This is a genomic window from Caulobacter sp. P1_B12_2 (assembly GCF_056406675.1).
The window spans coordinates 1-14,015 of sequence record NZ_JBFTZS010000060.1; the positions used below are offsets into that span (position 1 = coordinate 1).

Genomic DNA, 14,015 nt, shown 5'->3' on the forward strand with positions numbered 1-14,015 from the left:
CGGCGCCGCCGCGAGTCCTGTCTGGGGGGCCGAACCCTCGGCCAATCCGGCCGTGGCGGCGCTGGTCCGGCAGGGCGACTTCTGGAGTCAGAAGGGGCGAAAGGATCTGGCGGCCGACGCCTATCGCCGCGCCCTGGCGGCCGAGCCGTCCAACGCCGCCGCGCGTCGCGGCCTGGCCGCCTTGGCCCGCCCGACCGCAGAGACGCGCGGCCCCCAAAGCGGTGACCTGGCTCAGGCCAGGGCCCTGGCCAGGCGCGGCGAAGCGGGCGCCGCGGCGGCGGCCTATCGCCAGGCCTTCGGCGGCGCGACGCCGCCCGACGCCGTGGCCCTGGAATACTACCAGACCCTGGCCGGCGCGCCCGGCGGCCAAGCCCAAGCCCAGGCCGGTCTGCAGGCCTTGGCCGCTCGGCGGCCCGGCGACGCCAACGTGCAGTTGGCGCTGGGCCAGGTCATGACCTACCGCGAGGCCGGTCGCCGCGAAGGCATAGCCGTGCTGTCCAAGCTCGCCGCCGGCGACGGGCCGACCGCCGACAAGGCCACCGCCGCCTGGCGCCAAGCCCTGATCTGGATGGACGCCGCGCCACGCAACGCCGGGCTGTTCAGCGACTATCTGGCCCGTCATGCGGGCGACACCGAGATCGCTCGCAAGCTTGCCGACGCCAATCGGCCGCTTCCAGTCGCCGCCGTGCCGGCGGTCGATCCCAACGCCAAGAGCCGCGCCGACGGGTTCGCCGCGCTGGAGCGCAACGATCTGGCGACCGCTGAAACGAGCTTTCGAGCCGCCCTGGCCCGTCGCCCCAACGACGCCGACGCCCTGGGCGGCCTGGGCCTGGCGCGCCTGCGCGGCCAGCGCTTCGCCGAAGCCGTCGACCTGCTGGACCGGGCCAGCCGCGCCGCGCCCGCCTCGGCCGGTCGCTGGAAAGAGGCTCTGATTTCGGCCCGGTTCTATGGCGGCCTGCAGCAGGCGCAGGCGGCCCTCGACCAGGGCCGCACCGCCGAGGCCGAACGGCTCCTGAGGCCTCTGGCTGGGCCGGCCTATCCCGAACACGCCATGGCCCAGGGCCTGCTGGCCGAGAGCCTGCGCCGCCAGGGCAAGGCCGCCGAGGCCGAGGCCGTCTATAGGCAGATCCTGGCGGCGCAGCCGGGCCAAGTCGAGGCGCAACAAGGGCTGGTGCAGGTGCTGCTCGACCAGAACCGAAGCGCCGAGGCCGAGGCGATCGCGGCGCGGTCGACGGCTTTCGAACCGGACGCCAGCGGCCAGAGCGCGGCCCGCGGCCGTCTCGACCATGACCGCGCGAACCGCCTATGGGCCGCCGGCGACCTCTCGGGCGCAAACACCGCCTTCGAGAGCGCCCTGGCCGCGGCTCCGGCCGATCCCTGGGTCCGCCTGGACTTCGCCCGCTTCCTCGCCGGCCAGGGCGAGACCGCGTCGGCCCAGGGGCTGATGGCGCCCGTCGCGGCGGGAACCACGGCCGAGCAGATCCAGGCGGCCGCGCTGTTCGCCGACCAGCAGGGTCGGCCGGCCGAGGCACTGGTCTTGATCAACCGCCTGCCCGCCACTCAGACCACCCCGGCCGTGGCGGCCCTGCGCACGCGACTGGAGGTCGACGCCGCCATCAACCAGGCGCGGCGCGGCGGCGGCGTGGTCGGCGTGAGGACCGTGGCGGCGCGCCCCGACCTGCCGACCGAGGCCCGCGGTCGCGTGGCCGTGGCTCTTTACGACCTGGGCGACCAACAGGCGGCGCTGGGCCTGGCGCAGCAAGCCCTGATCTCCGGCGTCACCGAAGCGCCCGCCAGCTATGACGGGGCGGTCACGGTCCTGGCCCGGGCCGGCCACGATGCCGAGGCCGCCGCCTTGATACGCCAGGCCGCCGCCCGCGCCGGCCCGACGCCGCAAGGGATCGAAGCCGTCGCCAACCTGACCGCCTCGCTGGGCGCCGAACGCGCCGACCGTCTGCGCCAGGCGGGCGACCTGGCCAGCGCGTTCGACGTGCTGTCGGCCGCCTTCGCCGTTGCGCCTCGCAGCACCCGCCTGCTGCCGCCGCTGGGCCGGGTCTATCAGGACGGCGGGCTCTACGATCAAGCGATCCAGACGTACGGCGCCCTGCTGCGCGCCAAGCCCGGCGACCAGGAAGGCCTGACCGGACTGGCCGGAGCGCTGGCCGCCAAGGGCGACGTCACCGGCGCGCGCCGCACCTTGGCGCAGGCGCTGACGGCCGCGCCGAATGACCCGGAACTCTACGTCTTGTCGGCTAGAATCGAACGTCAGGCCGGCGACGAGGCCGCCGCCCTGCAAGCCCTGCGCAAGGCCAGAGCCTTGCGCCAGCAAACGACGGCGGGCGGCGGTCTGGACGCTATTCTTGCGCCCGGCGCCACGGGTGGCGGCGCTGGTCTGGGCCCCAATCCGTTCTCCCGCGAGCGCGCGGGGCCCATGCCCGTCGCCGCCTCGCGCATCGATCTGATCGGCTCGGACGCGCCTGGGTTCGCGACGCCGTCATTGCCGGCCGCGAACGTCTACGACGCGCCCCGGATCGCCCCCGCGCCGGGCGGCGTAACGCCCTATGCCGGGAACGCCTTTCCCTTCACCGGACGCGACGGCCGATCCGCCGTCTCGGCCGCCGCCCCGGTCCCGAGGTCCGCCCCGCCCGCTCCGGCCGGCAATCCATTCGCCGCACCGCCAGGCGGCGATCCCGTCGCGGATGACATCGACCGGCAGATCGCCGAACTGACCGCCAAGACCGCCGCGGAGATCTCCGGCTCGGCCAAGGTCCGCACGCGGTCCGGCGAGACGGGGCTTAGCAAGCTGGACGAGCTGTCGGCCCAGGCCGCGATCGCTGTTTCGGCCGGCGGCGCCCGCTTCACCGCCTCGATCTCGCCCGTGACCCTCGATGCGGGAACGCCCGGCGGCGACGCCGAACAACGGTTCGGCGCCAATCAGATCGTCAACGCCCGCGCCATCGTCGGGGCCTACGCCCCGGTCTATCCCACCCCGGGAACCCAGAGCGCCTCGGGCGCCGCGCTGGGCCTGGCCGTCAAGGCCGGCGCCTTCGCCGCCGATGTGGGCACGACGCCCATCGGCTTCGACACGGTGAACGCGGTGGGCGGGGCGTCCTGGTCGCCGCGCCTGGGCCGCTCGGGCCAGGGCAAGCTGTGGGTCGAGCGCCGACCCGTCACGGACAGCGTCATCGCCTATGCCGGAACCCGAGACCCGGTGACCGGACAACGCTACGGCGAGGTGATGCGCAGCGGCGGCGGCGCCAGCCTGTCCTACGACGACGGCGCTTCCGGCCTGTACGGCGACGCCAGCTACTATGGCTACGACGGCCTGCATGTGCGCGACAACACCAGCTACCAGGCCAATCTGGGCGGCTATTTCAGGCCCTATCGCCGCGGCGAGACCCAGGTGCAGGTCGGTTTCAACCTGAATCAGCAGGGTTACGACAACAACCAGAACTTCTTCAGCCTGGGTCACGGGGGCTATTTCAGCCCCAAGTCCTTCACCAGCCTGACCGCGCCGGTCAGCGTCAGCGCCCATCTGGGCGCCTGGAAGCTGCGCGGGGAACTCGCGCCGGGCTACCAGACCTACAGCCAAGCCGGCGCGGCCTATTTCCCGCTCGACGCGGCGCTGCAGACCGAACTGAACAGCCTGGCCGCGGCGGACACCGACGTCTTCGCCCGCTACCGGCCCCAGAGCGCCAGCGGCTTCGGCGCCGCTGGCAGTCTGTCGGGCGACTACCTGTTCCGGCCGGGCACCCTGCTGGGCGGGGTGCTGAACTTCAACACCTTCGGCGACTACACCGAAACTTCCATCAGCGTCAGCGTCCGTCAGACGCTGGGCGAAGGGACCGTCCCATGAGCACGTTGGGTCCACGGCCGGACGACCCGGAGCTGGAATTTCTCAAACGCCGGTTGGTCAGTCGGCAGTGGGCGCCGTTCCTGGCGGCGCTGGCAGCCGAACTCACCGCCGTGGCCGACAGCAGCGGAACGGCGGCCTTCATGCGCGCCACCGGCGCGCGGGTCGCGCGGCTGCATCCCCTGGGCGGCCTGGAGACGCTGGAGGAGCTGGAGGAGCGGATCAATATCGTCCTGACCTGCATGGAGTGGGGCTGGGCGCAACTGGAAGCCACCGAGGATCACATCGTCATCACCCATGGAGCCTGTCCCAATGTTCTGGAACACGATGTGGACCAGTCCTGGCCGCCGCTCATGGCCGAGGTTCTGGGCGGCGCCTACGGCGCCTGGCTCGCCGACCAGGGCAGCCCCGGCGCGACGACCGTCTGCCGCGACGCCCTGGCTCGCCCTTTGGTCTTCGAGCACAAGGCTTAGGCTCCTGCTGGTCCTCGCGATGGTCCTGGGGGGCGGCGCTGGGGCCTGCGCTCGCCCGCCCGGCGACTGGGACGCGTTCAAGGCGACCTACGTCATGACCGACGGTCGCGTGGTTGATCCCGAGAACGGCGGCGTCAGCCACAGCGAAGGCCAGGGCTGGACCATGCTGCTGGCCGAAGCCCACAATGATCGCCGGACCTTCGATCGCGCCTGGACCTGGACCCAGGCCAACCTGTCGCGCCAGAAGGCGCCGCTCCTGGCTTGGCGGTACGATCCCAGAACCAACCCGGCCGTGACCGACGAGAACAACGCCTCCGACGGCGACATCTACGTGGCCTGGGCCCTGCTGCGCGCCGGCCGTCGCTGGGGTGACCAAGGCTACCTGGCGGCGTCCTCGCGGTTGCGCACCGCCATCGCCGAGCGCCTGGTGGTCAAGCTTGGCGCGCGCACCCTTCTGCTGCCGGGAGAGGACGGCTTTCGCAACGCCGTGGGGGTGACGACCAACCCGTCCTATTTCGTCCTGCCGGCCTTCCAGGACTTCGCCAAGGCCGATGGCGACGACGCGCCCTGGCGTGAGCTGATCACCAGCGGGCTGGCCCTGGCGCGGGACGCCCGCTTCGGCGCCGACCGCCTGCCGCCGGACTGGCTGCTGGTTCGGAGCGACGGCCAGATCACGCCCGCGCCGGACAGGCCGCCGCTGTTCGGCTTCGACGCCGTGCGCGTGCCGCTTTACCTTGCCTGGGGCGGCGAGAGCGCCCAGGCGCAAAGCCTGGCGGCCTATTGGAGCAAGGCCTTGCGCGATGGAGGGCGTCCGCCGGCCTGGGTCAATTTGTCCACCGGCCAAACCGCCGAATTTACCTTATCTAGAGGAGGTGTCGCGATCGCCGCCCTGGCGTTGAACGACACGGACGCACCGAGGCCGGTCGAGGCGGCCGCGGATCGAACCTATTACGCTTCGGCCCTGGCCCTGCTCGCGGATCTGGCGTCGCGGGAACGGAACGACAAGCGCCTTGAACCCTAGGCCGCGCGGTCACGCGGCGGAGTCGTGTCATGCCCAGCGACGTCAATCGCCTCTTCTCGATGATAAAGCAGGCCGACCTCCCCTATCAGGTCTTCGCCGATGATGCGGCCCCCGTCGCGCCTCGCGAAGCCGAGCTGGAAAAACCCCAGTTCGTCACGCCCGAGCCGGCCGCCAACGAGGACGCCGCCGCGGCGCATTCGGGCTTGTTCCGAGCCTACAGCAACGTCGAAGCCGGGCCTGTCGAACGGCGCGGCACGCCTCTCGCCGACGTTTTTCGCCGAATGATCAAGCGCTAGCGAGCGCTTCACCCGGCCGCCTGACGGGCTCCGTCCGCCGGCTTGACGACGGGCAACACCAGGACCAGGCACGCCCCCCGCTCGCYGGGGACCCAGGCGATGGTCGCGCCGATCGCCTCGGCGCGGCGCACCTGGTTGGCCAGGCCGCGGCCGCCGTTCGACGGCGCGACCGGATCGAAGCCGGCGCCGTTGTCGCGCACCCGGATCTCCACCCGGTCGTCCTGGGCGGTCACGGAAACCCGGATCTCGCCGGCCCCCGAATGCTTGAGGATGTTGGCGAAGGCCTCCTGCAGGATGCGCAGGATGTGCAGGGCGTGGCGCTGGTCCAGCCACTCCAGCGGCGGCACCTCGTCGGCGTTCCAGATCAGCTTGACCCCGCTGGCCTCAAGCCGCGGCTGCAGCCGGAACCGCAGGGTGGCCAGCAGCAGCAAAAGGTCGGTCTCGACGGGCTCCATCGAGTCGATGGTCAGCTTCAGGTCGTCGATGCAGCCGCGCAGCACGCTGACCAGGTCCAGCTTGGCGGCCCGGCCGTTCTCGACCACGCGCAGCGCGCCGACCAGGGTCGAGCCGAGGCCGTCGTGCATGTCCTGCATCAGCCGCTGGCGCTCCTGGTGCAACAGTTCGCGGTGTTCGACCTCGCGCAGTCGCGCATGGCTGTCGGTCAGCTCGGCCTCGCGTTGGGCCAGGCGCCGGGCGAGGTCGGCCTTGGCCAGGGTCGCCGTCTCCAGCGCCTCGATGTAACGGCGGAACATGATGTACCAGAAGACGACGGTGATCCCGACGCCGGCGAAGTTGGTCAGGAACACGCTCTCGATGTTCACCAGGTTCTGCTGCAGGCCCAAGTCGTAGGCGCCGGCCCCGATGGCCAGCAGGCTCCAGGCCGAAAGCAGCATGGCGAAGGTCGAGCGGGTCCGCACCGACTGGCGCAGGCCGTTCAGCGACACCACCAGGCCGACGATCAGGATGTTGATATAGACCAGGAACGAGATCAGCGTCGCGTCCAGCAGGCCCGGCAGGGTGGCCAGGGTCCAGCCGGCGCCGTTGGCGACGATCGCCAGGGTCAGGCGCGGCTGTCGCGCGCCGTGGAGCTGGGCCGCGAACAGGTGCAGCACGGCCATCATCCAATAGAGTGAATTGACCGTGATCCAGCCGAACCAGGCGTCGGAGACCATCAGCGGCTGCACGCCGACGAAGGTGTGCAGCATGCGCAGGAAGCAGACCACCGACATCAGGAAGAACAGCAGGTAGATCGACTCGCCTCGCCGACTGAACCAGACGAACAGGGCGAAGACGCCGGTGGCCAGGAACGAAGCGGCCGAGAAGGCCGGCAACCGCACCTGGAAGATGTCGCGCAGGTCGTAGCGCGGCCCCAGCTGACGATGCGTCCCGATCCAGACCGAGGAGAACGCCCCGCCGATGCCGCGTACGTGTTGCAAGCGCAAGTCCAGGGTGCGCGGCGGATGCGAGGTGGTGGTGCGCGGCAGCGCGATCCAGATCGGCTGGTTCGAGCCGTTCCATTGCAGGTTGGCGTGCGACTCGTAGACCAGCGCGTGATCGGCGTAGACGGCCAGCGAGCCGTCCGACTTCCAGCGTGGGATGTAGAGGTAGAGCTGCGCGCCGTCGTCGGGCAAAGCCGGGACCTCGAGGCTGTACCAACTGACCTGGGTGGCGATGCGTTGGGGCGAGGGATCGGTGCTGGGCATCCAGATCGGGGCCGGGGCGTAGGGCAACCGCACCACCGCTGCGCCCTCGCGCGGCACAGCCCCCTCACTGGTCGCCGGTGGCGGCTGATAACCGACGGTGTCCTGCCGGAAGAGCCGGGCCGAGACGATCCGCTCGCCGCCGCCGGCCGCCGAGATCGCCAGGGCCAGGACGACGATGATGACCGCCCCCAGCGCGAAGCCGAGCCAGGACGGCCGGCGCCCGACCGTCGGCCCCGCGCTGGACGCAGGGCTGGAGACGACCGGACTAGAGGAGGCCATGGGCCCGGGCCTCGAAGACGGCCTCGGTCTTCGAGCGGACCTCCAGCTTGGTGTAGATGCGCCGCACGAAGGTCAGCACCGTGTTGCGCGAGACATTCATCAGCTCAGCGATCTCGTCGAACGAGAAGCCCCGGGTGATCAGCTGCAGGGTCTCCTGCTCGCGCTCCGACAGGCTGGGCGCGGCAGCCTTGTCGGCCGCGGCCGCATCATCGACTGGCCGCTCATCGGGCCGGAAACGCATCAGCACCTGGCGGGCGATGCGCGGGCTGATCGGGCTGCCGCCGCCGTGCAGCACGCGGATGTCCTCGGGGATCGCCGGCAGCGCGCTGTCCTTCAACAGGTAGCCGCTGGCGCCGGCCTCGATCGAGGCGATCACGTGCCGCTCGTCGGCGAAGGTGGTCGAGACCATGATGGCGCAGTCGGGCCAACGGGCGTGGGCCTCGCGGATGACGTCGATGCCCGAGCCGTCGGGCAGACCCAGGTCCACCACCAGCACATCCGCCGCTGGTCCCTCCAGCATGACACGCGCCTGGGCCACGGTGGCGGCCACGCCTATCACCGAAAGGTCCGGCGCGGCGTCGACCGCCGCGCGGAAGGCGTCCTGAAAGGCCACGTCGTCCTCGACCAGAACGATGGCCAAGGGTTTCGGTGCATAGGGGGCCGACGGATCGGGCGTCGCCTCGGTCGTCATGTTCCTCCCCTACGCGCATCGACCGGAAAACCCGACCCCATAAGGAATCGCAGAGCTTGCGCGAGTTGACGTCATCATATCTTGCGACAGGCCGAACGTTGATCTCCGAGCGTCAACGCGGCAACTAAGCGGCGCTTGCGTCATCTAGACAACCCTTCGTGGAAGCCGGGGGGGGCAAGCAGGGACGCGGGGAGCGCGCCGGGGGGCGAAGCAGCGAGGGGCGCCAGGCCGGCGCCCCTCGTCGAGCCTCCCCGCGTCCTCTCGTCCAAGTGCGCCGCGATCCCTGGTGGGCGGCTTTGAGGACCACCGCGGCCAGAAACAACATTTCGTCAGGGAGGGCGGCATGCCCAATTTCAACGCGACTCTCGAAATCTGTGCGATCGATTCCCGGTCGGACACCATCTTCGGCTACGGCGTGAACTGCATCACCGGCGGCGTGGTGGTCGGGGCCAACTGCGTCGAGAATATCGTCAAGCTGGCGCCGCAACCGCGCAGCCAGGACAATCTCAACGTCAAGGTCGTCAAGAGCAGCTCGGACTTCTCCGATTTCCTGAACGTCGGCGGCACCGTGTCGGTCTCGGGCGTGAGCTGGGCAGCCACGGCCTCTGTGGCCTACGCCAGCCAGAACGCATCGACCGACACCTCGATGTCCTACATGGCGTTGCGCGACGTTCGCTCCTCGGACGTCTATCTCGACATCACCCAGGCCACGATCAACGCCGACGCCCTGGCCTTGCTGGCCGGTCCCGGCGGCCCCAGCGCCTTCATCAGCAAGTACGGCACCCATTGCGTGATCGGGGTGTCGTACGGCGGTTCGTTCTCCGGCTACATCCGCCTGGACGCCACCTCGGCCAGCCACAAGGAATCGATCACGGCCTCGATGTCGGCCTCGGTCTCGGGCTTCGGCAACAAAGCCTCGGTCAACGCCGACTTCAGCACCGGCCTGAGCCAGATCACCCAGAACTATGACCTGACCTCCAACTCAAGTCTGGTCGGGGCGACGGCCGCCGGCTTCAGCCGCACCGATCCGGACGGCATGCTCAGCGCCGCCCAAGGCATCGCCCTGGTCGATAACCCGGCCGCGCACGTCAAGGGCGCCGCCGTGGCCTTCATCTGCGTCACCTGGGACCAGTTCTCGCAGATCCAGCAGAAGCTGAACGACATCGGCCAGCCCAACGCGCTCAACCTGGGCGCGGCGCTGGGCGTCCTGAGCCAGCTGTCGGCGGAATACACGGCCCTGAACTATGTGATCGGCACCTGCCAAGCCATGATCAACAGCGGCGACTTCGCCATTCCCGCCCAGCGCGGTCTCGCCAGCCGGCTGATCGCCGCCGCGGTCGCGGGCCAGCAGGCGATCCAGGGCCAGAGCTTTTCCCAGATCCAGAACATGACGGCGGCCACGCTGCAGAGCCTGCAGATCTCCAGCCGGCTTAACGGCCACGTGCAGGCGCTGTCGCACAATTCGCTGCTGGTCAACGTGGACTGGTACACCGACGCCGCCTTCGCGGCCTGGGGCGATCACAAGGTCACGCTGACCGTGCCGATCAACACCATGCCGCGCGTGATCTCGGTCGAGCACGTCAAGGATTGGGATGCGACCGCCAATCTTTATCTCCACGTGGGCCAGGACCCGCTGGGATACTATCTGACCACCACCTGGGATTGGGCCGGCGACCAACACTTCGACAGCTCGCGAGTCGACATCGGCGGCGACAACCTCAACACGGCCGTCGCCAGGGCGGAGTGGACCGGCGCCGCCTGGAACAACATCTCGGCCAACCTGATCAACTACCCCTGATCCCCCATCGTCCGAAGCCGGACGGATCACCGTGGAGGACGCCTGGACCGGCGTTCTCCACGGCTTCGTTCAGATCTGGGGCGGCCATGGGCAACGTTCTGCCGGCCCGCCGGAGATGGCGAAGCGATCAAGCCAAAAGCCGCATCGGTCGATAGCGCCTTTGGCTTAGACCTGCCGGTGGCGCCGCCCTACCCTCCCAATCGTGAACGGTCACGCGGCCCTGAAGTCCGCGACGCCTCCAGGCGAAAGGACCGACGACGAGCGAGGATTTGATGAGCAGAGCGACGCCGTCCGAGATGGCCAAACAGATCGGCGAGGGGCTCCTGTCGTTCCCCGTCACCCATTTCGACGCCCAGCACCAATTCGTCGAAGCGCCCTATCGCGAACACTGCGCCTGGATGCTCCAACACGAGCTGGCCGGCCTGTTCGCGGCAGGCGGCACCGGCGAGTTCTTCTCCCTGACCCCGCCCGAGGTGGCCAAGGTGGTCAAGGCGGCGGTGGAAGAGACCGCCGGCAAGATCCCCGTCATCGCCGGTTGCGGCTACGGCACRGCCATCGCGGTCGATCTGGCCAAGGCCGCCCACGCGGCCGGCGCCGACGGGCTGCTGCTGCTGCCGCCTTATCTGATGAACTCGGGCCAAGAGGGCCTCGCCGCCCACGTCGAGGCGGTCTGCAAGGCCACGCCCCTGGGCGTCATCGTCTACAACCGCGACAACGCCATCCTCAACGAGGACACCCTCGAGAAGCTGTGCGACCGCAATCCCAATCTGGTCGGATTCAAGGACGGCGTCGGCGACATCGAGCTGATGATGCGGGTCTATGCCCGGATGGGCGACCGCCTGACCTATATCGGCGGCCTGCCCACGGCCGAGACCTTCGCCCTGCCCTATCTGGAAATGGGCGTGACCACCTATTCGTCGGCCATCTTCAACTTCATGCCGGAATGGGCGCTGGGATTCTACAAGTCGGTGCGCGCCCAGGACCGCGTCGCGGTGATGAACGGCCTGCGCGACTTCGTGCTGCCCTATATCGCCCTGCGCAATCGCGGTCGCGGCTATGCGGTGTCGATCGTCAAGGCGGGAATGAAGGTGATCGGCCGCGACGCGGGCCCGGTCCGCACGCCCCTGACCGACCTGAACCCGGCCGAGCTGGCCGAGCTCGAGACCCTGATCCAGCGCGCCCAGGGCAAGGCCTAGGGCGTGCCCGCCGCCGGCGCGCGCCTGGCCGTCGGCGGCCCGCAATCCAAGACCGGGGCAAAAACCGGAGCCACGGCCAAGCCCAAGGCCGTGGCGACGGCTACCGTTTCGCTGCCCAAGCGCCTAACCTCGCCGATCCACGGGATCACGAGCGGGCGCTATCCAATGTTCGAACTGAGTCAGTTGCGCTGTTTCGTGGCCACCGCCGAGGAGCTGCATTTCGGCCGCGCCGCCCAGCGGCTGAACATGACCCAGCCGCCGCTCAGCCGGCAGGTCCAACTGCTGGAGCGCATTCTCGGGGTCACCCTGCTGGACCGCACCAGCCGCTCGGTGCGGCTGACCCCCGCCGGCCGCGCCTTCCTGCTGGAGGCTCGCCGGATCTTGCGCCTGGCCGAGAGCGCGGCCCTGGCCACGCGCCGTATCGCGGTGGGCGACGCCGGCCAGATCGCCATCGGCTTCACCGCCGCTTCCGGCTATAATTTCCTGCCCAGCCTGGTGATCCTGTCGCGGGCCCGGCTGCCCAACGCCGACCTGACCTTGCGCGAGATGGTCACCCGCGAACAGGTCGAGGCCCTGCTGACCGGACGCATCGACATCGGTCTGGTGCGTCCGCCGATGGAGCGCGCCGAATTCGCCACCGCCCGCGTGCTGACCGAGCCCCTGGTGGCCGCCCTGCCGACGGGCGACCCGCGTCTGGCCAAGGCGTCTCTGGCCCTGAGCGACTTCGACGACGCGCCGCTGATCATGTATTCGGCCGAGGGCGCCGGCTATTTCCACAACATGCTGACCACGCTGTTCGACGCCAACGGGGTGACGCCGAACTACGTGCAGCACGTCACCCAGATCCACTCGATGCTGGCCCTGGTCCATGCCGGCCTCGGCGCGGCCCTGGTGCCCGAGGCGGCCATGAGCCTGCATTTCGACGACGTGCAGTACCGCCCCGTGCAGACCACGCCCGACCGCCCGGTCGAGCTCTACATGGCGTGGCGCAAGGATAACGACAGCCCGATCCTGCAGTCGTTCATCGACCTGTGCATGGCCGAGGCCTCGCCGACCGAAACCATCATCGACTGACCCGCCCTCTCCTCGGAGCGGGCCAAGACACTGCCTGGGGAGAAGCGTACATGACCACTCATCGCCGCGCCGTTCTGGCGGGAGCTGCCGCCGCGAGCCTGGTCGCCGCGACCGGCGCCAGGGCCTCCACCAAGGCTCTGGTCGCCACCACCCAGTACGGCAAGGTGCGCGGCGCCGAGGTCGAGGGGATCAAGGTCTTCAAGGGCGTGCGCTACGGCGCCGACACCGCCCCTCGGCGGTTCAGGCCCGCCCAGCCGCCCGAGCCGTGGACGGGCGTGGTCGACGCCCTGGCCTACGGTCCGGCCAGCCCGCAGACCAAGATCGCCGACGCCACCAGCGAGGACTGCCTGTTCCTCAATGTCTGGACCCCCGCCCTGGACAACAAGAAGCGGCCGGTGATGGTCTACGTCCACGGCGGCGCCCACGCCAACGGCTCGGGATCGGACCCGCTTTATGATGGGGTAAGACTGGCCCGGCGCGGCGACGTGGTGGTGGTGACCGTGAACCATCGGCTCAACGTCTTCGGCTACTGCTACCTCGCCGAGCTCGGCGGGGCCGATCTGGCGGACAGCGGCAATGTCGGCAACCTGGACCTGGTGATGGCCCTGGAATGGGTCCGCGACAACATCGCCGCGTTCGGCGGTGATCCGGGCAACGTCACCGCCTTCGGGCAATCGGGCGGCGGCGGCAAGGTCGTCACCCTGATGGCCATGCCGTCGGCGCGCGGACTGATGCACAAGGTCGCCACCATGAGCGGCCAGCACGTCACCGCCATGGGTCCGATCCACGCGACGATCCGCGCCAGGGCCTTCATGGAGAAACTGGGTCTGCGCCCCGACCAGATCGACGCCCTGCGCACCCTGCCGGCCCCGCAGTTGGTCGCCGCCTTGAAGATGCCCGATCCGTTGGAGCGCAAGGGCTCGATCATCTTCTGGTCGGTGATGGACGGCGGCGTGCTGCCGCGTCACCCGTTCTATCCGGACGCCCCGCGTGAGAGCGCCCATATCCCCATGATCATCGGCAACACCCACGACGAGACCCGGGCCTTCCTGGGCGGCGATCCGAAGAACTTCACCCTCACCTGGGAGGAGCTGCCCGAGCGCCTGGCGCCGGAATTGGTGCTGGACGTCGCGCCGCGCCGGGTGATCGCCCGCTATCGCGAGCTCTATCCGGACTATACGCCGTCCGAGGTGTTCTTCGCGGCCACCACGGCGGGGCGCTCGTGGCCAGGCCACCTGATCCAGGCCGAGCAGCGCGCCAGGATCGGCGCGCCGGCCTGGATGTACCAATTGGACTTCGGCTCGCCGATCGACGGCGCCAGGCTGCGGGCCTTCCACAGCTTCGACATCGCCCTGGTGTTCGACAATCTGGACAAGCCGGGCTCGAAGACCGGCACGGGCCCCGCCGCCCGCAAGGTGGCCAACCAGATGAGCGAGGCCTTCCTGGCCTTTGCCCGGACGGGCGACCCCAACTGCGCGGCGATCCCGGCCTGGGGGAAATACGAGCTGCCGAAACGGGCGACGATGGTGTTCGACGAGACGTCGGCGATGGTCGACGATCCGCGACGGGAGGAGCGCGAGCTGTTCTCGGTCGCGCCGTTCCTGAAGGAAGGGACATAGGGGGTCAGCGGC

At 69.8% G+C, this 14,015-nt stretch carries 10 protein-coding genes; 8 read left to right on the forward strand and 2 right to left on the reverse strand.

The window, feature by feature from the left end; translation table 11 throughout:
- From AC1DZ6_RS05885 to AC1DZ6_RS05900, 4 genes are all read left to right on the forward strand, one after another.
- On the forward strand, positions 1-3,856 hold a 3,856-nt coding region (locus AC1DZ6_RS05885), incomplete at its 5' end, for a cellulose biosynthesis protein BcsC (RefSeq protein WP_477096258.1).
- Positions 3,853-4,326: a cellulose biosynthesis protein BcsD gene (gene bcsD, locus AC1DZ6_RS05890; RefSeq protein ID WP_477096259.1), complete on the forward strand. Its 474-nt coding sequence runs from the start codon at positions 3,853-3,855 to the stop codon at positions 4,324-4,326. The genes AC1DZ6_RS05885 and bcsD, both read left to right, overlap by 4 nt.
- 19 nt (positions 4,327-4,345) lie before the next feature.
- Complete coding sequence (locus tag AC1DZ6_RS05895; RefSeq protein ID WP_477096260.1) at positions 4,346-5,347, forward strand: family 8 glycosyl hydrolase; 1,002 nt, start codon at positions 4,346-4,348, stop codon at positions 5,345-5,347.
- A 29-nt stretch (positions 5,348-5,376) separates the two neighbouring features.
- On the forward strand, positions 5,377-5,643 hold the full coding sequence (locus AC1DZ6_RS05900; RefSeq protein WP_477096261.1) for a hypothetical protein: 267 nt from the start codon (positions 5,377-5,379) through the stop codon (positions 5,641-5,643).
- Between the two features lie 8 nt (positions 5,644-5,651).
- Here AC1DZ6_RS05900 and AC1DZ6_RS05905 read toward each other — a convergent pair whose 3' ends face one another.
- Positions 5,652-7,625, reverse strand: a complete 1,974-nt coding sequence (locus AC1DZ6_RS05905) for a sensor histidine kinase (protein WP_477096262.1) — start codon at positions 7,623-7,625, stop codon at positions 5,652-5,654.
- The gene (locus AC1DZ6_RS05910; RefSeq protein WP_477096263.1) at positions 7,612-8,316 is read right to left on the reverse strand and encodes a response regulator; all 705 of its coding nucleotides are present in this window, start codon (positions 8,314-8,316) and stop codon (positions 7,612-7,614) included. The genes AC1DZ6_RS05905 and AC1DZ6_RS05910 overlap by 14 nt, the downstream gene beginning before the upstream one ends.
- A 343-nt stretch (positions 8,317-8,659) precedes the next feature.
- On the opposite strand from AC1DZ6_RS05910, the gene AC1DZ6_RS05915 reads away from it, so the two are divergent.
- The 4 genes from AC1DZ6_RS05915 (at position 8,660) to AC1DZ6_RS05930 (ending at position 14,003) form a co-directional block, all read left to right on the forward strand.
- Positions 8,660-10,114: an MAC/perforin domain-containing protein gene (locus AC1DZ6_RS05915; RefSeq protein WP_477096264.1), complete on the forward strand. Its 1,455-nt coding sequence runs from the start codon at positions 8,660-8,662 to the stop codon at positions 10,112-10,114.
- Between the two features lie 272 nt (positions 10,115-10,386).
- Positions 10,387-11,310 (forward strand): 5-dehydro-4-deoxyglucarate dehydratase, encoded by a 924-nt coding sequence (gene kdgD / locus AC1DZ6_RS05920; protein ID WP_477096265.1) that lies wholly within the window; start codon positions 10,387-10,389, stop codon positions 11,308-11,310.
- 3 nt (positions 11,311-11,313) lie between these two features.
- Complete coding sequence (locus AC1DZ6_RS05925; protein ID WP_477096266.1) at positions 11,314-12,384, forward strand: LysR substrate-binding domain-containing protein; 1,071 nt, start codon at positions 11,314-11,316, stop codon at positions 12,382-12,384.
- A gap of 50 nt (positions 12,385-12,434) precedes the next feature.
- A complete protein-coding gene (locus AC1DZ6_RS05930) occupies positions 12,435-14,003 on the forward strand; it encodes a carboxylesterase/lipase family protein (RefSeq protein WP_477096267.1) in 1,569 nt (522 codons plus the stop codon).
- Positions 14,004-14,015 lie beyond the last annotated feature (12 nt).

Excerpts from the sequence above, each read along its gene's own strand:
- bcsD (WP_477096259.1), top strand. The coding sequence starts at position 3,853 with ATGAGCACGTTGGGTCCACGGCCGGACGACCCGGAGCTGGAATTTCTC.
- AC1DZ6_RS05895 (WP_477096260.1), top strand. The coding sequence starts at position 4,346 with ATGGTCCTGGGGGGCGGCGCTGGGGCCTGCGCTCGCCCGCCCGGCGAC.
- AC1DZ6_RS05930 (WP_477096267.1), top strand. The coding sequence starts at position 12,435 with ATGACCACTCATCGCCGCGCCGTTCTGGCGGGAGCTGCCGCCGCGAGC.
- AC1DZ6_RS05915 (WP_477096264.1), top strand. The coding sequence starts at position 8,660 with ATGCCCAATTTCAACGCGACTCTCGAAATCTGTGCGATCGATTCCCGG.
- AC1DZ6_RS05910 (WP_477096263.1), bottom strand. The coding sequence starts at position 8,316 with ATGACGACCGAGGCGACGCCCGATCCGTCGGCCCCCTATGCACCGAAA.
- AC1DZ6_RS05900 (WP_477096261.1), top strand. The coding sequence starts at position 5,377 with ATGCCCAGCGACGTCAATCGCCTCTTCTCGATGATAAAGCAGGCCGAC.